Origin of the sequence: Endozoicomonas sp. G2_1, assembly GCF_017744155.1 — a bacterium.
GTDB lineage: Bacteria > Pseudomonadota > Gammaproteobacteria > Enterobacterales > Alteromonadaceae > JAGHQT01.
Genome location: NZ_JAGHQT010000002.1, coordinates 17805 through 43210, shown reverse-complemented (window position 1 = coordinate 43210; position 25406 = coordinate 17805). Strand labels below are relative to the sequence as shown.

General features: G+C 44.1%; 21 protein-coding genes. 5 read left to right on the top strand and 16 right to left on the bottom strand.

Features of this window, described 5'->3' with window-relative positions; all coding sequences use genetic code 11:
* Window positions 1–82 precede the first annotated feature (82 nt).
* From leuD to J7384_RS03145, 6 genes are all read right to left on the bottom strand, one after another.
* The gene (gene leuD, locus J7384_RS03170) at window positions 83–679 is read right to left on the bottom strand and encodes a 3-isopropylmalate dehydratase small subunit (RefSeq protein ID WP_209111383.1); all 597 of its coding nucleotides are present in this window, start codon (window positions 677–679) and stop codon (window positions 83–85) included.
* A 14-nt stretch (window positions 680–693) separates the two neighbouring features.
* Window positions 694–2118, bottom strand: a complete 1425-nt coding sequence (gene leuC / locus J7384_RS03165) for a 3-isopropylmalate dehydratase large subunit (RefSeq protein ID WP_209111382.1) — start codon at window positions 2116–2118, stop codon at window positions 694–696.
* A gap of 2 nt (window positions 2119–2120) precedes the next feature.
* A complete protein-coding gene (gene leuB / locus J7384_RS03160; protein WP_209111380.1) occupies window positions 2121–3212 on the bottom strand; it encodes a 3-isopropylmalate dehydrogenase in 1092 nt (363 codons plus the stop codon).
* Window positions 3213–3311: 99 nt separating this feature from the next.
* The gene (gene leuA, locus J7384_RS03155; RefSeq protein ID WP_209111378.1) at window positions 3312–4868 is read right to left on the bottom strand and encodes a 2-isopropylmalate synthase; all 1557 of its coding nucleotides are present in this window, start codon (window positions 4866–4868) and stop codon (window positions 3312–3314) included.
* A 576-nt stretch (window positions 4869–5444) separates the two neighbouring features.
* Window positions 5445–6977: a capsule assembly Wzi family protein gene (locus tag J7384_RS03150; protein ID WP_209111371.1), complete on the bottom strand. Its 1533-nt coding sequence runs from the start codon at window positions 6975–6977 to the stop codon at window positions 5445–5447.
* Between the two features lie 116 nt (window positions 6978–7093).
* Window positions 7094–7714: a TIGR04211 family SH3 domain-containing protein gene (locus tag J7384_RS03145; RefSeq protein ID WP_209111369.1), complete on the bottom strand. Its 621-nt coding sequence runs from the start codon at window positions 7712–7714 to the stop codon at window positions 7094–7096.
* A gap of 194 nt (window positions 7715–7908) precedes the next feature.
* Between J7384_RS03145 and J7384_RS03140 the strand changes: the two genes are divergently transcribed.
* Window positions 7909–9432 carry a CYTH and CHAD domain-containing protein gene (locus J7384_RS03140; RefSeq protein WP_209111367.1) on the top strand — a complete coding sequence of 508 codons (1524 nt, stop codon included), beginning with the start codon at window positions 7909–7911 and terminating at the stop codon, window positions 9430–9432.
* A 57-nt stretch (window positions 9433–9489) separates the two neighbouring features.
* Complete coding sequence (locus J7384_RS03135) at window positions 9490–10224, top strand: DUF1461 domain-containing protein (protein WP_209111365.1); 735 nt, start codon at window positions 9490–9492, stop codon at window positions 10222–10224.
* Window positions 10225–10274: 50 nt separating this feature from the next.
* Here J7384_RS03135 and J7384_RS03130 read toward each other — a convergent pair whose 3' ends face one another.
* The 8 genes from J7384_RS03130 to J7384_RS03095 all read right to left on the bottom strand — a co-directional run bounded on the left by J7384_RS03130 (window position 10275) and on the right by J7384_RS03095 (window position 17828).
* A complete protein-coding gene (locus tag J7384_RS03130; RefSeq protein WP_209111363.1) occupies window positions 10275–11600 on the bottom strand; it encodes an amidohydrolase in 1326 nt (441 codons plus the stop codon).
* A gap of 24 nt (window positions 11601–11624) precedes the next feature.
* Window positions 11625–11948, bottom strand: coding sequence for a hypothetical protein (locus tag J7384_RS03125; RefSeq protein WP_209111361.1), 324 nt, complete (start codon window positions 11946–11948; stop codon window positions 11625–11627).
* 12 nt (window positions 11949–11960) lie between these two features.
* Complete coding sequence (locus J7384_RS03120) at window positions 11961–12599, bottom strand: hypothetical protein (protein ID WP_209111354.1); 639 nt, start codon at window positions 12597–12599, stop codon at window positions 11961–11963.
* Between the two features lie 128 nt (window positions 12600–12727).
* Window positions 12728–13417, bottom strand: coding sequence for a PspA/IM30 family protein (locus J7384_RS03115; protein WP_209111352.1), 690 nt, complete (start codon window positions 13415–13417; stop codon window positions 12728–12730).
* A 26-nt stretch (window positions 13418–13443) separates the two neighbouring features.
* Complete coding sequence (locus J7384_RS03110; RefSeq protein ID WP_209111350.1) at window positions 13444–13857, bottom strand: DUF2170 family protein; 414 nt, start codon at window positions 13855–13857, stop codon at window positions 13444–13446.
* 115 nt (window positions 13858–13972) lie between these two features.
* Window positions 13973–15709, bottom strand: coding sequence for a polyamine aminopropyltransferase (locus J7384_RS03105; protein WP_209111348.1), 1737 nt, complete (start codon window positions 15707–15709; stop codon window positions 13973–13975).
* Between the two features lie 91 nt (window positions 15710–15800).
* Entirely contained in the window at window positions 15801–16703 is a 903-nt protein-coding gene (locus J7384_RS03100; RefSeq protein WP_209111346.1) for a DUF350 domain-containing protein, read from the bottom strand.
* Window positions 16704–16736: 33 nt separating this feature from the next.
* Window positions 16737–17828, bottom strand: a complete 1092-nt coding sequence (locus tag J7384_RS03095; protein ID WP_209111344.1) for a hypothetical protein — start codon at window positions 17826–17828, stop codon at window positions 16737–16739.
* A 237-nt stretch (window positions 17829–18065) separates the two neighbouring features.
* Here J7384_RS03095 and glnE point away from each other — a divergent pair, with 237 nt between their 5' ends.
* Window positions 18066–20915: a bifunctional [glutamate--ammonia ligase]-adenylyl-L-tyrosine phosphorylase/[glutamate--ammonia-ligase] adenylyltransferase gene (gene glnE, locus J7384_RS03090; RefSeq protein ID WP_209111342.1), complete on the top strand. Its 2850-nt coding sequence runs from the start codon at window positions 18066–18068 to the stop codon at window positions 20913–20915.
* Between the two features lie 40 nt (window positions 20916–20955).
* On the opposite strand, the gene J7384_RS03085 is transcribed toward glnE, so the two are convergent.
* Complete coding sequence (locus J7384_RS03085; RefSeq protein ID WP_209111340.1) at window positions 20956–21606, bottom strand: TcpQ domain-containing protein; 651 nt, start codon at window positions 21604–21606, stop codon at window positions 20956–20958.
* Between the two features lie 197 nt (window positions 21607–21803).
* The gene (lpxL, locus tag J7384_RS03080; RefSeq protein ID WP_209111338.1) at window positions 21804–22745 is read right to left on the bottom strand and encodes an LpxL/LpxP family Kdo(2)-lipid IV(A) lauroyl/palmitoleoyl acyltransferase; all 942 of its coding nucleotides are present in this window, start codon (window positions 22743–22745) and stop codon (window positions 21804–21806) included.
* Between the two features lie 66 nt (window positions 22746–22811).
* Here lpxL and hldE point away from each other — a divergent pair, with 66 nt between their 5' ends.
* Together hldE and J7384_RS03070 are read left to right on the top strand one after the other, a co-directional pair.
* On the top strand, window positions 22812–24239 hold the full coding sequence (gene hldE / locus J7384_RS03075; RefSeq protein ID WP_209111336.1) for a bifunctional D-glycero-beta-D-manno-heptose-7-phosphate kinase/D-glycero-beta-D-manno-heptose 1-phosphate adenylyltransferase HldE: 1428 nt from the start codon (window positions 22812–22814) through the stop codon (window positions 24237–24239).
* Between the two features lie 150 nt (window positions 24240–24389).
* Entirely contained in the window at window positions 24390–25406 is a 1017-nt protein-coding gene (locus J7384_RS03070) for a LacI family DNA-binding transcriptional regulator (protein ID WP_209111329.1), read from the top strand.

The window sequence follows — 25406 nt, the reverse complement described above, 5'->3', positions numbered from 1 at the left end:
AAAAAAGCGCTAATATTTGGTGAATATTAGCGCCATTATACTTAAACACGCAAAATTTGCATATTTTTAACGGTATTAGCGATTATTGCCAAGCCGGTAGTTTTCGTTCAAAAGCTTCAATTAATTCAAGTTTATTGAGTGTCCAACCGACGCTGTCGATGCCTTGCTCTAAACAGTATTTGTGAAACTCGTCCAAACTAAAAGTAAAGCTGTGCTCGGCAACGGTGACGGTTTGCTCGCTTAAGTTAACCGTCATTTGTTGTTCAGCATTGTTGGTGAGTTGAAATAATTGCTCAATTTCTGCTTCGCTCAGTTTTACTGGCACGATGCCGATGTTAATACAGTTAGCATAAAAAATGTCGGCAAAGCTCGGCGCAACAATCACTTTAAAACCGTATTCTTGCAGCGCCCACGGCGCGTGTTCACGGCTTGAGCCGCAGCCAAAGTTTTCGCGGGCAAGCAAAATACTGGCACCTTGGTAGCGATCGGCGTTTAAAATAAACTCAGGGTTATTTTCCAAGCCGTGCTCGTCGAGGTAACGCCAATCGTGAAACAAGTGCTGGCCAAAACCAACTCGTTCGGTTTTTTGTAAAAACTGCTTTGGAATAATTTGGTCAGTATCAACGTTGGCAACGTCTAACGGTACCACTAAGCCTTGGTGGGTAGTAAACTTTTCCATACTTAATTCCTCGATTAGGCGTCTAATGCACTGGTAGATAGTGCTGTAGTTGATAGGTCAACGAAGTGACCGGCGATTGCCGCTGCCGCGGCCATTTCTGGGCTGACTAGGTGAGTGCGACTACCGCGCCCTTGACGACCTTCAAAGTTTCGGTTGCTGGTTGACGCACAGCGGTCACCTTCAGCTAAGCGGTCATCGTTCATACCTAAACACATAGAACAACCCGGTAAACGCCACTCAAAACCGGCATCAATAAAAATTTGTGCTAAGCCTTCACGCTCTGCTTGTTCACGAACGCGATACGAGCCAGGAACGACAATCGCATCGACACTTGATGAGACTTTGTGACCTTTAACAATCGCCGCCGCTGCCCGCAAATCTTCAATACGAGAGTTGGTACACGAGCCGATAAAAACCTTGTTAACCGGAATGTCGGTAATTTTGGTGCCCGCTGTTAAGCCCATATAAGCCAATGCTTTCGAACACGACTCTTGTTCAACCGGATCGCTAAAGTCTTGTGGTGATGGCACAATGCCATCAACTTCAATCACTTGGCCCGGTGTAGTACCCCAAGTGACTTGTGCTTTAATGTCTTCGCCTTTTAAGGTTAATACTGCGTCAAACTCGGCACCGTCGTCAGTTTTTAAGCTTTGCCAATCAGCAACCGCCGCTTGCCAATTGTCACCACTTGGTGCGTATTCACGACCTTCAATGTAATCGAAAGTGGTTTGATCTGGCGCGATTAAGCCGGCTTTAGCACCAAATTCGATACTCATGTTACAAATGGTCATGCGCTGTTCCATGGTTAAGGCACTAATCGCTTGGCCACAGTATTCAACAACATAACCCGTTGCACCGGCGCTGCCGGTTTTACCAATAATCGCCAAGATAATATCTTTAGCGCTGATGCCCGGAGCGACTTGACCAGTCACTTCAATTTTCATGGTTTTGGCTTTGGTTTGACGCAGTGTTTGGGTAGCAAAAACATGCTCAACTTCTGAGGTGCCAATACCAAAGGCTAAGGCACCAAAGGCGCCGTGGGTTGCGGTGTGTGAGTCACCACAAACAATCACTTGGCCCGGTAAGGTCAAGCCAAGTTCTGGCCCCATAACGTGGACAATACCTTGGTTTTTATGGCCCATACCAAATAATTTAATGCCAAAGTCGTTACAGTTTTTTTCTAACGTGCGCAGCTGATTGGCCGCGCCATCACCAGCGGCATCGATCGCTACTGAGCGGGTAGAAATATTGTGATCCATTGTCGCAATGGTGCGCTCTGGTCGACGCACTGGGCGATTGTGAAACTTTAAGTTGGCAAAGGCTTGTGGTGAAGTCACTTCGTGAATTAAATGACGGTCCACATAAATTAATGGCGTTTCGCCTGCCTTCTCTTCAATTAAGTGACGTTGCCACAACTTTTCATAAAGGGTCGTTGCCATGATTATGCTTCCTCAATTAATTGACAAATATAGTCGCCAACTTGTGCAGTACTTTTCGCCTGGTCGGCTTGTTCTGCGCCTAATAGATCGCGTGTTAAGTAGTTGTCGTCTAGGGTTTTTGCAATTGCTTGCTCAATTGCGCTAGCCGCTTGATCTTGATTTAAGCTATAACGCAATAATAGCGCAGCTGATAAAATTTGAGCAATTGGGTTGGCAATACCTTGGCCTGCGATATCTGGTGCTGAGCCACCTGCTGGTTCATACATACCAAAGCCGCTTTCGTTTAAACTTGCCGATGGCAACAAGCCCATTGAGCCAGTGATCATGGCACAGATGTCAGACAAGATGTCACCAAATAAGTTAGAGCACAGCATGACGTCGAACTGACCTGGATTACGAACTAACTGCATGGCGGCATTGTCAACGTACATATGTTCTAGAGCCACGTCTGGGTATTGTTTAGCAATGTCGTTAACCACTTCACGCCACAATACCGACGTTGCTAAGACATTGGCTTTGTCAATCGAAGTAACCTTGTTGTTGCGCTTTTGTGCTGCTTGGAAAGCAAGGTGGGTGATACGGCTGATTTCGGCCTTGCTGTAGATCATGGTATCGAATCCGGCTTCATCTTCGGTACCTTGATTCTTGCGACCTTTAGGTTCGCCAAAATAGATGCCGCCGGTTAACTCGCGCATCACCAAAATATCAAAGCCGGCGTCTGAAATATCGCTGCGCAGTGGTGAAAGTGATGACATTGCCGCTTGTAGTTGAGCTGGGCGCATATTACAAAATAAGCCGAAGTGGCCGCGTAAGCCAAGTAGTGATGCTCGCTCAGGCTGCTCGACAGGCGGTAAGTTTTCCCATTTGGGGCCGCCGACTGAGCCAAATAAAATCGCGTCAGCACTTTCACAACCTTCAATGGTACTTTGCGGTAGCGCGGTGCCGTGATTGTCGATGGCACAGCCGCCGACATCGTAATGGGCAAACGACAGTGGAAAATCAAATTTTTTGGCGACTGTGGTTAACACTTTTTCCGCTTCGGCCATCACTTCTGGACCAATGCCGTCACCGGCTAATACTGCTATTGTTGACATGTTTCTTACTCTTCTCTAGAGGATTCTGGGTCTTATTTGGGTATTGTTTTCGGTATTGTTTCTATTATCTGTGCTGTGCCTATTCTGACAAATTAGCTGCTATACCTGTGGCGTTTTTTGTCGTTGCTCTCTTAATTCGGCAACCCGCTTTGAGCGCTCAATGGCGTTTAACGCTGAAATTAACGCTTGGCCAGAGGCTTCGATAATATCAGTAGCAATACCAACACCGTGGTAGTTGCGCTCTTGCCAAGTGATAATTAAATCAGCTTGTGATAAACCATCTTCACCCTTACCTTTGTTGGCAATTTTAAAGTCGGTAACATCGAATTGGTCTGCAACACCTTGCTTGATCGCTTGGTATAAGGCGTCGACAGGGCCGTTACCGGTTGCCGAATAAGCTTGGCTATCACCACCTGCCACTAACTTAACACCTGCCGTGGCAAAGTTACCATTGGCGGCTTGCACGCTCATCGACTCAATTTGATAGTGGTCTTGCATTTCTTGTTGCTGAATATTGAAGACTAAGGCTTCTAAATCTTCGTCAAACACTTGGCCTTTTTTATCCGCTAGTTTTAAAAAGTCTTGATACAAGGTGTTTAAGTCAAAATCAGTGTCTTGGTAGCCCAAGCTTTCCATTCGGTGTTTGATGACGTGACGGCCACTGCGCGAGGTAAGGTTTAACTTAGTTTTGCTGATGCCGACGCTTTCTGGGGTCATAATCTCATATGTGTTGCTCGCTTTTAGCATACCGTCTTGGTGAATGCCCGACGAGTGACTAAAGGCATTGCTACCAACAATGGCTTTGTTGGGCTGTACTGGCATGTTACACAAATGGCTGACTAATTTTGACGTACGGGCAATTTCTTGATGTTGAATGTTGGTGGTGACATTTAATAAGTCGGCGCGAGTTTTCATGATCATCGCGACTTCTTCTAATGAACAGTTACCCGCGCGTTCACCAATACCGTTGATGGTACATTCTATTTGTCTGGCACCTGCTTGCACCGCGGCAATTGAGTTGGCGACTGCTAAACCTAAGTCGTTGTGACAGTGAACCGAAATAATCGCTTGGTCGATATTCGGGACGCGATTAAATAACTGGTTAATGATACCGCCAAACTCGTGAGGCAAGGTATAACCAACAGTATCTGGAATATTGATGGTGCTAGCGCCAGCTTTAATTGCTTGCTCTACCATCCGGCACAAGTTGTCGATTGGCGTTCTGCCTGCGTCTTCACAAGAAAACTCAACATCATCGGTGAATTTACGCGCGTATTTAACCGCGTGAATTGCCATTGCTTCCACGTCGGAGAAGTCTTTGCGCAGCTTTTGTTGGACGTGGACATCAGAGGTAGAAATAAAGGTGTGAATGCGAAATTGGTCGGCAACACTCAAAGCATCAGCACAAGCTTTGATGTCTGCTTCAACAGCGCGAGATAAACCGCAAACAACAGAATTTTTTACTGTTTTGGCAATTTCCTGTACTGAGTGAAAATCGCCGGGCGAAGATACTGGAAAACCAGCCTCTATAATATCGACTCCCAAGCGTTCAATGGCTTGTGCAATTTGCAGTTTTTCATGAACCGATAAGCTTGCGGTTAGCGCTTGTTCGCCATCGCGTAATGTCGTATCAAAAATAATTACTTTATCGTCCATTGTTTGTTCCTCTGCGTACTATCGGCTAGTTGCTCAAAGCTATTGTTATTTCGCGCTTACAGGTATAAAAAAACCCGCGTAGTTAGCGCGGGTTTCGGGATTATCTTTTAATTAATTAAGCAGACATATCCACACCGCGCCAGTTGCTAGCGAGGAGGATAATGAGTAATGACTTAATTAATGTAATCACGGTATTCTTTTCTATCTCGTTGAGCACATCTTGCTCAGTTTATTTTATCTTGTCCTAGCGTGAATAAAGTCGCTAGTAAATCGTTGGCGAGCTCAGTTTAATTGTTCACCAAATTCAATGACGTATTAATAGCGTATTTTCGAAAACTATGTCAACAAAAAATGACGAATGTGGGTGTTATTTGCTAAGGTTTTTTTTGCCTTAATATAGCAAAAAGTTATACAGCAAGACTTTTTTGTGTTACCGCGCTAGTTTGAGAGTATGAATGGGAGGAGTAAAGTGCGCTTTTGTTGAACTGTTATATTGTCAAGCAAGGCTAGCCAACGGTGGCCGAAAAACAACCGCTGGCTTGTCACTGTTAGCGCGACTATTAGGGCTAGTCCTAATTATAGGTGATAGCTAAATTCAAATGCTAAGTTGGCTTCACTTCTATCGTCTTGGTCGATAAAGTCCGATTGGCTGTAGCTGGCACTGACCTTATAGCTATAACGCTTATAGTGTCTGTGGTAGTTACCTGAGACCATTAAGACGTCTTCTGCCACTTCGGTAAGGGAGTTACCGCGTGGATCATTGGGAAATAAATCAGAGTTGTCTTTGTTGAGCTCTAAATACCTTAATTTAATATCCCAAGCTTGGTTGCTGTAGTTTTGTGAACTTAGGCCAAAGACGATGGTTTTGGCATCGTTGTCGTACAAACTGTTGATATTACGCCCTTTAAAACGCAAGCCTGTTTGGTAAGTGCCGTGTTCGTAAATACAGTCAAATACGCTCAAATTCTCGCCACAAGCGCGCAGAGTATCGATACCCTCAAGATAGATTTTTACTGGTTGCTCAAAAAGTTCTACTTGCGCTTCAAAACCAACTTGTTTAATAACGTCGGCAATTAAGCTGCTAGAGCCGCCATCTTCACCTATGTATTGGCCGTAAATTGCTAATGGAGTACTGAATAAATTAAAGCTGTAGCGTACATCATAACCGGCCATTTGGTTACCGGAGCGAGTTAACTGGCTATCATCACATTCGTTGCCAACAACACAGCTGTTATCGGCAACGATGATATCAAAGAAATTGGATAAGCCTTGAGGTTGACCTTCACCACCCCATTGTGCCAAACGAACAATACCTATTTCAAGATTATCAACAGGGATAAAATTGAATCGAAAGCCCCACAATAAGGCATTGGGAACGGTGCGATCTGATTCCATTCGGCCCATAAAGCTGGTTACAGTCCAAGGAATTTCGTAACCGTCGGTAAAGGGAATTTCAAACGGATCAGAGGTATTGCGGGTTATTGCCAGTGTTGGTATTGGCCGAGCGTTGTTAGTTAAGCTTAAGTTGCTGTCCCAACCGGGTCCCCACCATCTGTCTTGAGTGCCAAGCGCGATATTCCAGTTGCCAATTTTTCCTGCAATGTAGCTATCATCAAATCGAAACTCGTCGCCGTCATCGTCACTTGAGGTCACTGAAGGACTCAGTTTATAGGCAAAGTTAGTAAAAACATTACTGATCGAGTACTCAAGGTTGTTTTTGTTGCGAAAGGTGTCGCCAAAGCTGGTGAAGCGATTGTCATGGCTGGCGACATTAGCGGTGATCTTACTTTGTTTGCGCTTCGCTTTGTTAAACTCAGCTTTAACGTGGAAATAGGCGTCGGTGTCATGACCTTTGAGCTGACCTGGGTCAACCATGTTGACGGCTTTAATGACATCGTTCCACATTAACGGATAAGTATTGAGTGGAATCTTGATATGGCCTGCGTCAGCTAATTGCCGTAAACTGATTCTCAAACTTAAGTCGTCGGTGTTTATATAGGGTTCGGCTTGCGCTTTAGCCATGCTTAAAGCTAACAGCCCACTGGTTAACAAGCTTGTTGATAGTAGCGCTTTACCAACGCTTGAACTAAACATTTTTTTTAATTGCATTTTATCTACAACAATAGAATCGCGAGCAACATGCAGTCCTTGCTAAATCGTTTAACTGGTCGATGTTGTACTCGTTTGATGAATGATAAGGTAACAGCAAGCGATTATATTTTATCTTAATGCCAGCTGTCAGCTTTTCTTCGTTTTGAACCGCCCAAATGAGGCAGAATAATGCCTAATACCAATCCAATACCCAAAACAATGGCGCCGTTGAAAAACCATTGTTTTTTCGCTTCAGCGTCTTGATTGTCTACTTGACTGCGAACTTCTGCGAGTTGCTGTTCAAGGGTTTTGATTGAATTCTTTAATTGCTGGTTGTCCTGAGTTAGCTCGGCACTTACTTGTTTACTGGTCGCTAACTCAGCATTTAATCGTTGTTCAACGTCACTTTGGTCAGCGATTTTGCTGTTCAGTTCAGCAATAATAGTACGCAAACTTGGCTCAGTTGATAAGTGTTTACTTTCAATCCAACCTGTGCGCTGTTTATTGTCAATGATTTGGCTAAAACCATTTTTTTGTTGCCCGGTAATTTGGATCTCGGAACCTGAGCTAACACTGCCTATAATGCGGTAGTTATTACCTGCGCCAGCGTGTAGGTAAATGAATAAATCATCACTGATATAACCGGTGTCATATTGTTGCACAGTTGCTGTGTCAGCCTCTTGAGCACTGATTGGTGTTGACCAAAGCGAGACAGCAAGCAAAGTGCTGGTAATAATGGCAAAAGTTGTTTTCATAAATCGACGAATGTTATACAAATGAGCGTGTTACAAATACTAGGGCTTTGACTATTCAAGCGCAAGCGGCATTTTTGATTAATCTTTAGCGAACCCGCTAATATTTGTCTTTTTTGTCGCAAAAGGGATAGATATTGACGAATAACGGTCTTAAACTGTATCGATAATAGAAAAATTAGGTTTTGCAGATAATTATGGACACAGAGATAGAGTTAAAGTATCTCGTTTTAGATGACAATATTGCCGAAAAAATCTCTCAGCTGATCACGGATTTGAACCTTGATGTTGAGCAATCAAGCCAAGCAACGAAAGTACTCACCAATCATTATTTCGATACACCAGATTTAAGCTTGCGCAAACAAGACATTGGCTTGCGTATTCGATCTAACGGAACAGCCTTGGAGCAAACCATCAAAACTGCCGGTAAAGTAGTTGGCGGTTTGCACCAGCGACCAGAATACAATGTTGCCATTGACCAACACTTTCCCAATTTAAGCTTATTTCCCAGTCATATCTGGTCTTCTGAACATATTGTAGAAGATTTGCAAACCGATTTAATCAGTTTATTTAGCACAGACTTTACCCGGCAAGTTTGGTTAATCACGCTCGCCAACGGCGCCAAAATTGAGTTGGTCTACGACAATGGTTCAGTGTCAAGTCAGGCAAGTGGCGAGCTTAAAAGTGAAGCAATTGCCGAAATAGAACTCGAGTTAGTCACTGGTGAGGTTGAAGACTTGCTCACGTTTGCTCATCAGTTGCTGTCGCGGGTCAAAGTAAGACCTGGAATTCACAGTAAAGCGGCTCGCGGCTATCGGCTTGCTCAAGGGCAAGTATTTAGCTATCAAGTAACGCCTTTGCCGTTAGTTGAACTCAACAGCCGTGGCAATTTAGTTGAAAGTTTTGCCGCGGGTCTAGATTTTTCTTTGCAAAACCTGCAACAGTTAGTCGATGTTTATATAGCTCAACCGTCATTGACCTACCTCGATAAAATTAGTGAAATTTTAGCCTTGTTGCGCCATGGTTTTTGGCTCTTTGACGAATATTTATCTGAGCAAGCGAAAGAAGTTCGCGACGAACTCAGCTATTTTGTTAAGTCGCTAACTTGGGTTGATAATGCGATGTTTTTAAAAGCATTAACTAAAGCGTCGGGCAACTACCGCAAGAAGATAGAATACAGCCAACAGCTTATTGAACAGCTCGATTTAGAAAAGCGTCGCTTTCCCGAACCTGAGCAAGTCTTAGAACTTTTTTACTCAGAGCGTTTTAATCAATTGCAATTGTCGTTGTTAGCGCTACTAGTGCAGCAAGACGCTTTGTTGTCAGATCGCACTAAACCAGAACTGCAAGAATTCGCCAGCCAAGCATTGCAATCGAGTCTAGATAACTTATTGTCTCAAACCGATCTCAATGCCCCAATGAATAGTGAAGCTTATTTGGTTCAGCGTAAACACTTGGTACGCTCTTTGTTAACCGGTTGTTGGTTTGGCAGTTTATTTGATAAAGAGGCGCGCTTAACTTTCAGAAATCCATGGCTTGATATCGAACAAGGGATCAGTGAATTGCAGACGCTTTGGATATTACAGCAGCAGCTCAATAGTATTAGTGATAAGCCAGCTAAATTGGCCAATTGGCTCTCTGATAAGGTCGATGGTTTGTTGTTGGCGCTCAATAGCTCTTTGAATATTGCCACGAAAGTGACGCCTTATTGGCGACTGTAATTCAATTTTTTCATCGACGTTACTTTTATCTTGTTGAGATATTCCCAGAGGACTACATTGACTAAAGTCTCACTTAATTTTGCCGCCTTTGCTAAATTAGTTTTGTTAGCAATTGTTAGTTTGTACTTGGCTTGGCAGGTTAATGCACAAGTCAATTATGGTTACCGTTGGCTTTATCACAGCTTTAATATTGAGCAACACATAAGCGAATACGGGCCACAAAACCGATTTCGACTTGGCTTTGGGCAAACGACACCTGAGCAGCATCAAAGCTTGTTTAACCAAATTGTCGATAGTGTTCACAACCACGGCCAAGGGCTGACTGAGATCGTTTATTACGCCCAAGGACTGCCACCTCAAACTCTGCTGACTAGGCTTGAAATCATTCATTTACAAGACGTCGCGAATTTAATCGATAAACTCAATAACGCGATCGTTCTTGTACTTTTACTTTTGGCAATGGCGTTGGTTTATTTGCTCTTACAGGCGCAAAAGGGCAACTGCGCTAGTGTTAAAGGGGTTTTCTTGAGCTTTGCTGTTACTTGCATAAGTTTGACTGCAGCGGTGTTTATTATTGGACCGCGAGTTGTTTTTTATCAGGCACATGCCTGGATTTTCCCACCTGAAAACCCTTGGTTTTTTTACTATCAAGATTCTTTAATGAGTACCTTGATGAAAGCGCCTTATTTGTTTGGCGGTATCGCGATTCAGATTGTCGTCGTTGCTTTGTTGATTGGTGTGATATTGAACAAGATCATTAATATGACATTACTCAACTCGAGCAAGAGTTAAAAGCTCAAGAGTAGAGTGAACTCTTGAGCTTTTAGATGTTTGCTATGGCGTTAATTGCTAGCAGCTAGCAAGTCCATGGCAAGAGATGTCATACCGGTAACCCCTGTTTTGATGGTTGTGCCAGCGTCGGGAGCAAATTTTGACGAATGCAGCGCTGGTAAGCTTTGACCCGTTTGTTGCGCTTGTTGGTATTGCTCAGGGTTAACGGCACCTAACCACAGTAAAGCACTTGGTATTTTACTTGTAGTGCGGCCGTAGCGGGCAAAATCCTCACCAGCCATCACAGGCGGTACCGCAATGACATTGGTTTCGCCAAGCGTTGCCGTCAATGTATTTACTAGCCCTTGAGTATATTCAGGTTGGTTGTAAACAGACGGTGTGTACTCGTCTTTAATGGTCATCTTAGGGAGTAAATCATCAGGCATACCGGCAGTTTTAGCAACGCCCTGACTGATTTCTTCAATGCGTTTTAGGATAAAATTGCGCGATTGATCTGAATAAGTACGCACGGTTAACTGCAACTTGACTTCGTTGCCTATGATGTTGTGCTTGGTTCCGCCATGAATCGAGCCGACAGTAATAACCGCAGATTCTAGCGGTGATATTTCTCGGCTGATAATGGTCTGCAAACGAGTGACAATTTCTGCTGCAATCACGACCGGATCTTTGGTTTTATGAGGGTAAGCGCCGTGCCCGCCTTTGCCAAAAACGCTAATGTCGACCGAATCAACATTCGCCATCGCGTAGCCTTTAACATAACCAATTTGCCCTGCGGGTAGCTCGGCGGAAACGTGCATCGTTAAGTTGTAATCGGGCTCAGCAAAGCGCTCAAATATTCCCGCTTGCAGCATCGCATTAGCGCCGTAGCCAATTTCTTCGGCAGGCTGAAAGACCAGCATTAGGGTACCACGCCATTGTTGTTGGTTAAGTGCCATTTGCTCAGCGGTACCTAATACCACGGTCATATGCATATCGTGGCCACAGGCGTGCATTACCGGTACTTCTTTATTGGTTATCGGCGATATTGCGCTAACTTTACTGGCATAGTGTAAACCTGTTTCTTCCTCAACCGGCAAGGCGTCCATATCAGCGCGCAGCATTACCGTTGGCCCTTGGCCATTTTTAAGTATGGCAACTAGTCCTGTTTCAGCGATGTTCTCGGTAACCTCGAAACCCAGTGCCTTGAGCTTTTTGGCTACAAACGCTGCTGTTTTGGTTTCGCGTCGAGATAATTCCGGCGTTTGATGCAGGTGCTGATAGGTTGAGATCAGCGCAGGTAACTGTTGGTCAATATTTATTGTGGAACCTTGGTTGGCGTGGCTAATGGAACTCAAGCTTGCCATCGCCAATGACAGAAGTAGTGGCCGTATTTTCATTTTTTATTATCCAAAAGTGTCAGGTTATGCCTTATCGATGGCGTGAGAAATCAATTCAGCCATCAGTTTTTTCTTAATTTCTAATTGTTGATCCGGCTGTAAATGGTATTTTTCTGCCAAGACAACGTAATCATCTGCGCTTAAACTAACGGTTAAGCGGGGCCTTTTCGGGCGCTTGTTGGTCGGCAGACCTAAAATACTGCGGATTTGATCCGATGGGCTAAGTCCTGCTTCAAGCGCCTCTTTGCGAATCGACAATTGAATTTTTTCATCAATATCAAACGCGACTTGGGTCGCTTTTGCCGCTTTTACTGACGACTGCCATTTTTCAGGAATTTTTCTAGTCATTGACGCCTCCGATTAACTGCCAGGGAAAAAGTCGACAACATCTGTTAGTGGTCTAAACAAGGTTAAAAAGACATCGGTGTCGCCATCTGACCACACTTCGATATCAATACCTTTGTCTTGATCTTGGTCGAACAAAGCATAAAGTTCAAATTGTTCACCAGCGTCTTTGCCTTGATAAACCGATATATTTTCACTGCGTGAGTCTTTGCGGTGAAAGTAACCAATTTGCGCATAGGTTTGCTGGCGATAGTAATCGCTAGTCCACTGCTTGGTCAGCGCAGAATCTGCTTGCTTGTCTAGCTCTGTTGGTTCCTCACTGTCAAACACTTGGGCAAACTGTTCTAAGTCAAAGAGTTGTTCGACATCTTCGTGTTCAATTTTAAGGGCGAATTTGAGGTAGGTTTTATCGTCGACATCTAACGATAAATAGAGTTCGCTGTCGTCTTGTCCGGTTAGTACCCATTCGAGTTGGGTATTGTGCTCGTACTCGTAGCTGTTAATTGCAGTTACTTGAAATTGCTTGCCCCGCAAGCGCTCAGGCAAGCCAAAGCTATCGTTTAACACGATAATGTCGTTGACTAATAAATCGTGCACCTTAGTCAATTGACGAACGGTTTCCTGTTTACCAAATAAGTTTTTGAGAAAGCCCATGACTATCCTCCATGTTTTTGCTCAGTTCAAAATGCAAAAAACTCGACATACAAAAACACAAGTATGCCGAGTGGTTGGTTGGGACTAACACTTGGTTTTAGTGCCAAAGGTTAGTTAGCAATTGCAAATTATTTTTGCTTGGCTTTAATGCGATCAAGTACTGAGTTAGCACTGCTGTCACTGCCGCCGATGCCAGCTGCTTTTAGCTGAGCTTCTAATGAGTTATCTGAGTTTTCAGACTCAAGTACTTCAGCCGCTTTCAGCTGGTCGTCAAACTTCTGCTGTTTCGCTTTAATGCGCTCTAAAGAGTCCTTCGCATTGAGCAATTTAGAATTGCTTGACGAGAAGTTGTCAGTAATCGCTGAAGTTGCTTTTTGCACACTCTCTGTGGTTTTCACCATAGATAGCTGACGTTTGTATTCAGTTACTTGGCGTTCAGACTTTTTCACTAACTCTTTTAAGCGGTTGGCATTGCCTTCAAAGCTGTCTAACGCTTGTTGTTGAGTAACTAACTCACTTTCTAGCGCGGCAATTTTTTCGGCAACAGCAAGCGCAAGTGCTTCGTCTTCTTTCTCTAATGCTTGAACCGCGTAACCTTCGTGTTCAGCAATTTCGCGTTTAATGCGGTCAACTTCGCGTTGAGCGGCCATTTGCTGTGCCATTACGCCAGTTAAATCGCGCTTGGCTTTGGTTAAGTGATTTTCGGCATCGCGAATTTCTTGTTCAAAAATACGGGTTGAGTTGGCATCGACAATTGCTTCACCAACTTCACTGGCACCACCGCGAACGGCTGTCATGATTTTCTTAAAAAGGCTCATAATAATTCTCCTGAGTTTGATGAAGACTAAACTAAGTAGTCGCCCATATCGTCGATAACTTCAATCGCGTTGTTGTTCAATACTGCGAGTTCGTGTTCGATATCGTCGAACGCTGAGTTAATCGATAGCGCGCCAAAAATGACATACTTGTCACCAATTTTTGAGAACGACGACAACGGCATTGGAATATTCATCTCTAACATGCTGGCATGCATTTCGTTGATGCAATCTGGTTTTACTTCTTCTTGTCCCCACAAGTAGGTGATACAAAGAATTTGATCATCAGTAACTGAAACAAAGATAGGTAGCTCTTCGCGACCAATGATACTAATTTGCAAAACGTCAACTTCACCAGTGATCGGTTGACAGTCAAATACTAGCCCTGTTTCTGAGTTGTCCGCTAAGCCGTTTAGGTGGTTGGCTATTTTATGAATATTCATATCGTTCCTCATTTAAAATGACATATTATGTCGTTCCTGTTAGCTAATTTAACATCGAGACATAATATGTCAATAGTTAATTAGTATTAATTTTAAAAAATTTTGTTATTGTTTTTTATTGTTGCAAGCTCGCTTGCTCTAATCCTTGTTGATTGCGCCAAGCATTTTGGTGTAATTGGTAGACAACGTGACTACCTAAATAATTCACTGGAATGGCCTCGCGGTTTTGATAAAAGTCTTTTGGAAACTCAAAAGCGTTTTTGATCATTGGCAAGGTTAGCCAGTTTTGTGCGACCGGTAGCGCTGATAGCTGTGCCAAGCGAGCGGACGGTGCTAACCCTTGCTTTGCGGCTATGGTCCAGCCCCATTGACCAAAGCTTGGTACATTGTCGTGATACTGTTCAACGTGAGCAAAATCAGCCGCTTTAACCGTATTAGCAATTGCAATAAAGGCCTTTTTAGCGTGATATGGGCTAGTCGATTGAATTGCCATTAAGCCATCGGCTGAGAGCAATTGTTTAAGACGCGCATAAAAGTTCACTGAGTAGAGTTTGTTGAGATCCGGGTGGCTCGGATCGGGCAAGTCAACAATGATCGTATCGAAGTAACGATGTTTCGCGAGTAACTGGTCAATCGCTAAAAAGGCATCGGCAGCAATGACTTCAACCCTAGGATCATTAAAGCTGCTTTGTGTTAAAGCATTTATCTTGGTTGCTAAGCGACTAGGTAAATACTGAGCGGGCTGGCTAAAGGTATCGAGCAGCTTTTGGTCTAAGTCGATTAAAGTGACGTTTTCCGTTGGCCACCTCAAGACATCGCGCAAGCCCAGGCCATCACCACCGCCGATGATCAAGACTTTTTCTTGTCGAGCCGAACCGGCCAGAGCAGGGGTAACCAAATAACTGTGGTAAATGTGTTCATCGGCAGAGGAGAATTGCAGACGACCATTGAGGTAAAAGTTAAGCACAGTGCGTTGGCTATTCCCCATGTTGCGTTCAGTAAAGGTGAGCTGTTGGTATCGGGTTTTATCTGTGTAGACAACCTTGTCTAAATAGAGCAAGTTACTCATTTGATTGAGCCAGTTGTTGCCGTAGTTAAATACTAAACCAATCAATAAACTAAAGACTAGGTGCAGTGCTAATAACGTTTTTCGCCATTTCAACATCGACCAATAGCGCGTCAAAAAAATACAGCCGGCAATTAAATTGAGGCTAGCGGTAAGTGCTGAGGCTTCACTGATGTCTATTGCCAGTAAAAACGTGACCCAAATGGCTGCACCAATACCTGCTCCAATATAGTCAGCGCCATACATAGTGCCCAAATTGTGCTCTAGGTGTTTTTGATGAACAATTTCGCGAATTCGAGCAATTAATGGAATTTCCATGCCGATAAAAAAGCCGAGAATAAAACCAAAAAAGTAGGGACTTTTTAGTGCGATGTAGCTCAGGCTTTTGATCATGCCGCCGCGGGGGAGGGCATCAGGTGGTAGCGCGAAGGTATCGGCAATCAGTTGTGGCAACAGTTGGGTGACGGCGATTAAACCGCCAATCATTAAAATGGCACTAGTGCCAAGCAACGCGATAATTAATTCTAGCCAGATAAAACCGTTAAAAGGACACTTGATACTGCGAGCAGCAAAGGCACCGAGCCCCATCGCGACAATCATTAAACCGATCATGGTGTAGATGGTACTTTCCATCACGCCGAGCACTCGGCCGGCGTAGTGGGACAGCAAGTACTCATATATCAGGCCGCAACCAGCCAATACCGCCATTGTCAGTATCAGCAAAGTGTCATCGAGTAGGACTTTGTTATTTCGTTGTTCAGTGAAGCGTTTTAATGAGGTTAGCACAGCGTTATCGTGTATCAGGTGATGTAGAAAATGTGCTGACGACGAGCTTAAGCCAGCACATTGATTCGGGCTTTGATTAAGCCGCTATTTACTAAGCCATTAGGGCGGTCATAATCAGTGCGATACTGATACTGATCGCCATTTCAATACTGGCAACGCCAATGTTGTCTTGCTGGTCGACTTCTTCAATTAAGTTAATGCCGAGTAATACAATGCGCTTGGCGATTGTTGTCAGTATTGCCACTAATAGCGTCATGAATAAGCCAAAAACCAACCAAGCAACTAGGTTTTCTAACAGTGTTTCAGGGCTGTATACAAAGAAATAACTGGCCGCTGTGACCGCTAGCGCAGTACTAATGACTTGGCCGGCATAGCGAATCGCTAGGGCAACTTGTCCTTGTTCAAATGCGTGTTGCAAGCTATCGCCTTGATTGTTGCGCGAGTAATTGCGCTCTTTTAAACGGGTGACCAAGACTAACATGGCTTGTGAAACAACAAAGCCTGCGGCAATTGCGATAAAGGTGTTGAGGGTTAAACCGTGCGCCCAAATTAATACTGCACGAATAATGATTGCGGTTGCAATCGCGCCAGCGGCATCAACAATACCAACAGTAAGGTTTTGCTGCTTGATAAGTTCAGTCTTGTTTAAATGATGTAAAGCGACTTTGTCGTGAATAAAGCGGCCAATTTTGATCAACAGCAAACCGAATAGGCCGTAACTGAGCATACCGATGGCTTCCATCGCATAAGTGTTGGCGGTTTCGCCATAAATAGCCCCCGTTAACACGATACCCAATGCCGCGATGCTGCCAGCTAGGCTGATACCAAAGGCAAAGTTGTCCTGCTTCGACAGTTCGTCGGTGGTATTGACCTGAGCTGACAGGCCAGAAATAAAGCGCATAGCGCCCAATAGCACGACGGCGATAATCAAATCTATGGTTAAAAAGATGACGAGATCTTGGTTAAAAGCGCTGATGTTGAAAAAGTTATTCATTAATTTATTCTCCTAGATAAATTAGCCACAGCGCTATTTGCCACGGCGAAAGCTACGCGATGTTGAGTTACTGCTATTTCTGAAGCTAGCGCTTTTACTGTACTTGCTCTTACTTGCATTGTTGGTAGCTCTGAATTTGTTGGCACTGGTTTGTGCGCTTTTACTGGTACTTGATAAGCTTGAAGCACCGGTGCGATTTCTACTGTAAGCACTGGTAAAGCTTTTCCCTTGGCGTTGAAAGCTCTTTTTAGTGCGAGTTTCTATTTGGCTTTGTTTGCGCAATTGGGTCGGCGAACTATAGCGCGTGCGACCATAGTCGTGATAATAGCTGTAGTTGCGATAGCGACCCCAGTCTGAATAGTAATAGCGGCGCTTGCGATGGCCAAAGCTTGCGTCGAGCACATTGTCGAGTAGGGCGTACATGCCGTACCACTCCCAAAAAGACAAGCCATTGCTGCCGGTTTGCCACTGGCCGTATGCTGGATTACCGATCAATTGTTCACCAACACCAAAGTCTTGAGCATTGTTGGCGCGCTGGCTCTGATTTTTGCTCAAGGAGTTAACTCTTGGCAATTGGCCGTCAGACATATCAGCCAATACGTTAAGTGGATCGCTTAGTGCGTCGGAGTATGAAACGGGATCCGCCGCCTGATAAATGTTGATTAGCTCATCGAAGCGAGCTTGCGAGCTAGCGAACATATTTTTCTGGTTTTTTGCGGTATTAATTCGGTCGACAAGTGCCAAGTACATCGGCCCTTGGCAGGTAGCATCGCGCTTAAATTGATCGATTAAATCGACAAATTCTGGTTTTTGGCTCTTGAGTTTGTCGGCGTATTGAAAAATGAGATTGGCGTTGCGCACCTGTTTATTTTCAAGTGCCTGACAAAGTTTATCAACGCGCTGTTCGGTGACGGGAAGCTGTTGTTCAATTTGTTCGACAACAGGGTCGCCACAAGCTGATAAGCCGACGATAATCGCTGTTGCTGACAGTAATTTAGTCAGCTTAGCTGCGCGCTTGCGCAATTTTTTTGTGCTAGTAGTCATCCGATTGCGATTAACTATAAGGCGATAAATCGCTTTGTAATCAACTGCATGACTACTAGAGTTAAGGTTAAAGTTTTGCATTCCTGCGCTCATATCCTCAAAATAGGGAAGCTTATTATTTATCTAATTGACATAATATGTCTAGTTTATTCTGTTGCACTGTCTTTCAAAAGTGTTTCAAAATAATTTTTTGTACCAATCAAAAAATTGATTCAAAGCATATCGCTAGGGTACTAATGATAATAAGCTGATAACCTCGTTACGACAAATCCAATTCGACGTTAATAAAAGAATTGCACAATAACTAAGAGAAAATCTATGTCTGACAGTCAATTAGTGCCAAATTTTAGTAGTAAACAGTGGCGTAAGTTAATTGAACAAGCGCCATTGTTTAATGAACTTGCCGAGCAAGAGCGTAAATTACTACAACAGGCAATTGGCTTGAGTGATTTTGTTTACAACACTTGTTTGCGCACACCTCAACTCGTTTTTGATCTATTTGATGGCAAAGGGGTCTATTGTAAAACAATACCAGTTTATGCGGATTTACTCTCGGCGCTTGTCGTAAATTGCCAAAGTGAAGCCGATTTACACAAAAAGTTAAGACAGTTTCGCATGATAGAAATGGTTCGGATCGCGGTTGGCGATATGGTCTTGCAATTACCGCTAGCTGAATCGTTGCAACGCTTGTCGATGTTAGCTGAGGCGCTGATTTTGTCAGCTCGAGATTGGCTGGTTGAGTTTCATCAAGCGAGTTGGGGCCTACCTTATAGTTATCAAGGCAAACAACAAGCGCTATTGGTTTTCGCCATGGGTAAGCTCGGTGGCCAAGAACTTAACTTCTCATCCGATATCGATCTTATTTTTACCTATCCAGAAACCGGGTGTACTAAAGGTGGCCGCAGAGAGTTAGACAACCAAGAATATTTTACCCGTCTCGGGCAAAAACTGATTGCGGCACTGCATCAACAAACGGCTGACGGCTTTGTATACCGGGTTGATATGCGCTTGCGGCCATTTGGCGACAGTGGCCCATTGGTCTTGAGCTTTAATGCCCTTGAAGACTATTACCAAGAGCAAGGCCGAGATTGGGAGCGCTACGCGATGTTAAAAGCGCGTTTACTCGGTAGCAGTGAGTTTCACAGTCAGCTTGAAACTATGCTTAAACCTTTTGTTTTTAGGCGTTACATTGATTTTAGTGTGATTGATAGCTTGCGCCGGATGAAAAGTATGATTGCGCAAGAAGTCAGACGTAAGCAATTGAGCAATAACATTAAACTGGGTGCAGGTGGTATTCGCGAAATTGAGTTTATTGTTCAAGTTTTCCAATTGATTCGCGGCGGTCGACAACCCCAGTTACAAGAACGTCATGTTTTATCGGTGTTACCGCAGTTAGAACTAGCGGGTGAGTTAAGCGCTGATAGTGCCAAGGTACTTGAACAAGCCTATTGTTTTTTGCGCCGAGTTGAAAATATTATTCAGGCGTTTAACGATCAACAAACTCAAACACTGCCCGACACTGAATTAGATTGCGCTCGATTGTTAACTATTTTAGCACTAGAAGACTGGCCTACTTTTCTCGCTGAACTTGCTAACCACACGCGTGCTGTTCATACTGTCTTTGAATCTGTGATTGGCATTGAGAGCCCAAATCATCAAGCTGAGAGTGAACTGTGGCAAGCACTTTGGCACAGCCAATGGTCTGAGCCTGAAGCGGTAGAGTGGCTTAGTGAGCAAGCGCCGTTTTGGCAAGGAGCAGATATTTGGCGTGATTTACAAAGCTTTCAAACCAATATTACAAAACGCTCAATAGGTCAGCGGGGGCGCGAAGTGCTCGATAAATTAGTGCCTCTATTACTGTGGCATTTACATCATCAACAAGCACCAGAGAAAACCTTAACTAGTGTTTTAGTCGTTTTTGAACGGGTGGTAACTCGCACAGCCTACTTAGAACTGTTGTTCGAAAACGAAGGGGCCCTCAGTCATTTAATTAAGCTTTGTCAGGCCAGTCATTGGTTAGCGCAGCTTATTGCCAAATATCCGATTTTATTAGATGAGTTAATTGATCCTAAGTTATTGCACAACCCACCTACACTCGATCAGTACTACCAAGATTTACGAGTATTAATGTTGCGCATCCCAGAAGACGATCAAGAAGCGCAAATGGATGTCTTACGTCAGTTTAAACAAGCGCAGCAATTGCGAATTGCTGCCGCTGACATTGCTGGCGTGTTGCCGGTGATGAAAGTTAGCGATCATTTAACTGCCTTAGCTGAGGCGGCTTTGACGGAAGTGATTCAACTAGCCTGGCAGCAAATCACCGCCCGCTTTGGTATACCGACTAGCTTGGTCGGTAGAGATGACAAAGGCTTCGCGGTTTTGGGTTACGGTAAAATGGGCGGCATCGAACTGGGCTACCACTCAGATCTCGATTTAGTTTTCGTTCACGATGTTGATCTCAATGATCTCACCAACGGCAGCAAGGAAGTTCCAGCGAGCCAGTTTTATGTCAAACTAGCACAGCGCATTATGCACATTTTCAATACCAAGATGGCTACTGGTCAGTTATATGAGCTCGATATGCGCTTGCGACCATCAGGTAATTCTGGTTTGTTGACTATTCATATTGACAGTTTTGCCGACTATCAAAACAGTGAAGCTTGGACCTGGGAGCATCAGGCACTGGTGCGGGCAAGAACCGTATTCGGCCACAAGGATATTCGACAAAAATTCGCTGACATTCGTGAGTGTGTATTGACTAAAACTCGTTCTAGCGATGAGTTGAAACAGCAAGTTGCTGAGATGCGAGACAAAATGCGTACTCACCTTGATAAGTCTAATCAAAACACCGTTGATTTAAAGCAAGGAGCAGGCGGACTTGTTGATATTGAATTTTTAGTTCAGTATCTCGTCTTGCGGCACGCTGCTCAGCACCCGGAGATTATTGAATATTCTGATAATATTCGAGTATTGTCGCAATTGGTCCAAACACAAGTCTTAACCGAGCGGCAAGGTCAATTACTTGCTGACGGTTATCGTTATTTGCGCGATTTGGGACATCGCTTGGCACTAGCCGAAGCTGATAACAGTGTTGATCACTACAATAATGAGCAAGCGGCTAGCTACATGGTAAAAATCTCTGAGATTTACCAGCAAATAATTGGTTAGGCATTTGATTAGGTAATAGCGCCAATTGCTAGCGTATTAACTAAAAACCACTTTTCGAGGTCAGCAGTTGGCACTCTCTGTTGAGGTAATCATTCATTTGTTCTTCAACCAGAACAATGGCTCGGTGCTGGTGACAAAAATAGGTTTTAACGCCATTATCTGTGTGGCCATTAATCGCCATGCCGACTTGGAAAGCGGTACGGGTAATATCTTCATTAATGCGAAATGCGTGTTTGACAATCAAATCGCGATTTAACCACCAAATAACATCTAAGCCTTCTTGGTGCGCATATTCAGATAACTTTTGGTAGAGGGTATGGCCCTCGCGAAAGGGCCTCGATTCCTTGTCACTACGCCAGTTTTTCGGTAGTGCTCTAGTCACCATTTTTCGATCTTCGAGCAGCTTTTCTAAGTTGCCCTTAGGACTGGGTAAATAAACGACATTACGACGAATACGGGGTTGGTCACCTTTTTCGAAATCACCGTGAATACTGGCGTAAAAATTTGATAAGCCTTCGGCGGCAGCGTTAATGCTTTCAGTTTTCTTGATTGGTGATTTTGCTTGGGGCACGCCGGCAGCACTTGTGTCTGATGCAGCCGATATCGTTGTTGATTCTGGCTTCTCAGATGGCGATACCTGAGTTTCCGTTGTTTGTTCTGTTTCAGCGTTACCAAAGTCTGCTAACACCATTAGTGTGTCTTTGTAACTAAACAGAACAAGTATTACTAGGATAAGTACAAGTCCGAAAATTGATTTTTTTAGCCAAAAATTCATAACTGCAAACTGCCAAAAGAGTTTTATAAATAACCAAGTTAATTAGTATGGTTTATAAACTAATTGACTCACTATTGCCAGTTGCTATTAAAAAACAGTGTATTTAATTGTGTTTAATAGAGTGAAGGATCGTTCTCGTTTGGACGTGTTTTAAAGCGACGGTGTAACCACATATACTGCTCAGGCTTTCGAGCAATGGCTTTTTCAAGTTCCTGATTGATTCTGATTAAATCCGCGCGATCATCTTTGTTTTCACTAGGAAAGTTTTCTAATGCCGGCATAATCTCAATGGTGTAGCCGCTGTCATCATCGTTACGCGATTGCATTGCTAATAGCGTTGAAACATTTTTTTTACGGGCGAAAATCAATGTGCCAGTTGTCGTCGCCGTTTCTTTTACACCAAAAAATGGTACAAACAGGCTGCGACTGCGGCCGTAATCTTGGTCTGGCAAGTAGATACAGGTTTCTTTGTCGTGCAGCGCTTTTAATAACCCCTTAATATCGCGTTTACCCAACATATACTTGTTGGAACGACCGCGACCACGACATTGAAAATACTCCATTAGTTTATTGTTGTGGGCGCGATAAAAAACCACTGTTGGGTGGCTACCGCCAATACCGCGACAATTAAACTCAACGCTTAAGTGGTGATAGGCAAGCAGTAAAACACCATTGCCAGCTTGTTTGGCGCGTTCTATGTGCTCTAAGCCTTTTACCGTGACTTTGCGCTTAACGCGCCATTCTGGCCACCACCAACCCATACCTGTTTCGAGTAGGGCAACTCCGGTATTTTCAAAGTTTTTTACTAACGTTTCTTGTCGTTGTTGGGCTGACATTTCTGGAAAGCACAGCTCAATATTGCGCTCGGCAACACGTTTACGACTAGTGCCTGTACGCGCCAGTAATCGGCCAATGGCTCGACCAAGGCCGAGTTGCCATTTATAAGGCAACCAAGAAATACTGTAGAGCACGATGACTCCTAACCAAGTAAGCCAATATTTAGGGAGGAAGAATGATAATTCGAAATTTGGCTCTAATACTTTGTTGCTGCTCAAGATAGTTGCTCACAGACGCGTTTAAAATGATACAATTGCGCCATTATAGCTTTTCTGGAAGACAGGATGAAAGTAGATATTCCCGCTTTTAGTCAATCAAAGGTACTAGTGGTTGGCGACATTATGTTAGATCGTTATTGGCAGGGGCCAACCCAACGGATTTCTCCAGAGGCCCCTGTGCCGGTCGTAAAAATCGATCACAGTGAAGATCGTCCCGGTGGAGCCGCTAACGTAGCGCTCAATATTGCATCTCTTGGCGGGCAAGTGACACTCGCAGGTGTTACCGGTCAAGATGAGGCAGCTAGCACTCTGGCGACTCATTTAGAAGCGATGGCAATTAATTGTAGTTTTGTTGAAGCGGCTGGGGTGCCAACTATTACTAAGTTGCGAGTAATGAGCCGTAATCAACAGTTGCTGCGTTTAGACTTTGAACAGTCATTGGCTAGTGTTGACAAACAGCCGCTTGAGCAAGTAACCGAAGCGCTTGTTCAAGAGCACGATTTAATTTTATTGTCTGACTACAATAAAGGTACCTTGTCTGACGTTGAGAAGCTTATTGCCATTGCCAATAAGTACGGCGTACCTATACTAGTTGACCCTAAAGGTAGCGATTTTAGTCGCTATCGCGGCGCAACTTTACTGACGCCAAATATGAGTGAGTTTGAAGCGATTGTCGGTACTTGTCACAGTGAAGCGGAAATTGTTGCCAAAGGCCAAAAACTGCTAGAAGAACTCGATTTATCTGCATTGTTGGTGACTCGCAGTGAACAAGGTATGACATTGTTGCGTAAAGACCAAGAAGAGTTCCACTTACCAACCAAAGCAAAAGAAGTCTACGATGTTACTGGTGCTGGCGATACTGTGATTGCAACCTTGGCGCTAGCGATAGCTGCGCAAGCTGATTATCCGCAGGCCAGCGCACTTGCTAATACAGCCGCCGGTATTGTTGTGGGCAAAATAGGCACGTCGACGGTTAGCGAAGCTGAGTTAATTAACGAACTTGCCAGCGGTCAAGAGAGTGGTATGGGCGTGATCAGTGAAGAACAACTTGCTATTGCCCTTGAGCTAGCCAAAGCGCGCGGTGAGAACATTGTGATGACTAATGGCTGCTTCGATATCTTACATGCCGGTCATGTTTCGTATTTGGAAAGTGCGCGCAAATTAGGTGACCGCTTAATTGTAGCGGTAAATGATGACGCTTCTGTTACTCGGTTGAAAGGCGTTGGTCGTCCGGTTAATCCACTTGAACGTCGAATGGCAGTATTGGCTGGCTTGGCTGCGGTCGATTGGGTGGTCAGCTTTAGTGAAGATACACCGCAGCGTTTAATTGCAGGCTTGTTGCCAAATACTTTGGTTAAAGGCGGTGATTATAAGGTTGAAGATATAGCTGGTGGCAGCGAAGTTATCGCCGCCGGTGGTCAAGTGAAAGTGTTAAATTTTGAAGAAGGTGTTTCAACCACTGAGATCATTAACACGATTCGCTTGGAAGATTAGGCGCGTTATCACTGTCTACTAAACAGCATTGCCTAGCGTCACTAACTGTAGTAAAAAGGTTGTTGAATTAATAAGTTAACTCAACTCAATTCAGCAACCTTGCGTTTAGTGCAAATTTGTTTAAACGAGATTTATCGGCTTAAAAATGTAATGAAAGATAAAGCGACTTCTATTGATATTGCCTACAAGGCTGGGGTTTCTCAGTCTACGGTTTCTCGTGCACTGCGCAATAGCCCTTTGGTTAACGAAGAAACCCGCAAAAAAGTGCAAGCAATCGCCAAAGAACTAAATTACAAGGTTGATAAAAACGCCAGTAACTTGAGGACGCAGCAAAGTGACACGATTGCTTTGCTATTGTTTGAAGATCCTACTGATGACGATTCGGCGATCAATCCGTTTTTCCTCTCTATGCTTGGCAGTATAACACGCGCCTGTGCTCATCGAGGCTATGATTTACTGGTCTCATTTCAACAGGCGAGTAATGATTGGCACGCCGATTTTGAAGATAGTAACAAAGCTGATGGCTTGATTTTACTGGGTTATGGCGACTATGTTGATTTTGAAGAAAAGCTAATCAAATTAACCGAGCAAGGCACCCATTTTGTTCGCTGGGGCGCTGAAGCGGATCAATTACCCGTAGCAGCGGTTGGCAGTGATAATTTTACTGGTGGTAAATTAGTCACGGAATACGTCTTGCAACAAGGGCGAAAGCAATTGGCATTTTTGGGCACTGCCTCGTCCCATGCCCCCGAGTTCTATGAACGTTATAAAGGACATTGCCAAGCAATTGTTGAACAAGGTGGTACGGTTAATCCCGAGCTACAATTCAATGCGCTTTACACTGAAGAAGCCGGTTATCAAGCTGCTTGTCGTTTGCTTGATAGTGGGCAGCCATTCGATGCGATTTGCGCCGCTTGCGATTTAATCGCTATTGGTGGTATGAGAGCAATTAAAGAGCGCGGTTTGCGCATTCCTGAAGATATCGCCATTGTCGGCTTTGATGATATCGCGATTGCGAACTTTACGTCGCCACCGTTAACTACAGTTAAGCAAGATACCAAGTTAGCGGGTGAAATTTTGGTGGATAGTCTCCTAGCGGCAATTCACGGTGAGCCGATTAAAACAACACTGATTGAGCCAGCCCTAATTTTAAGGCAGTCTTGTTAA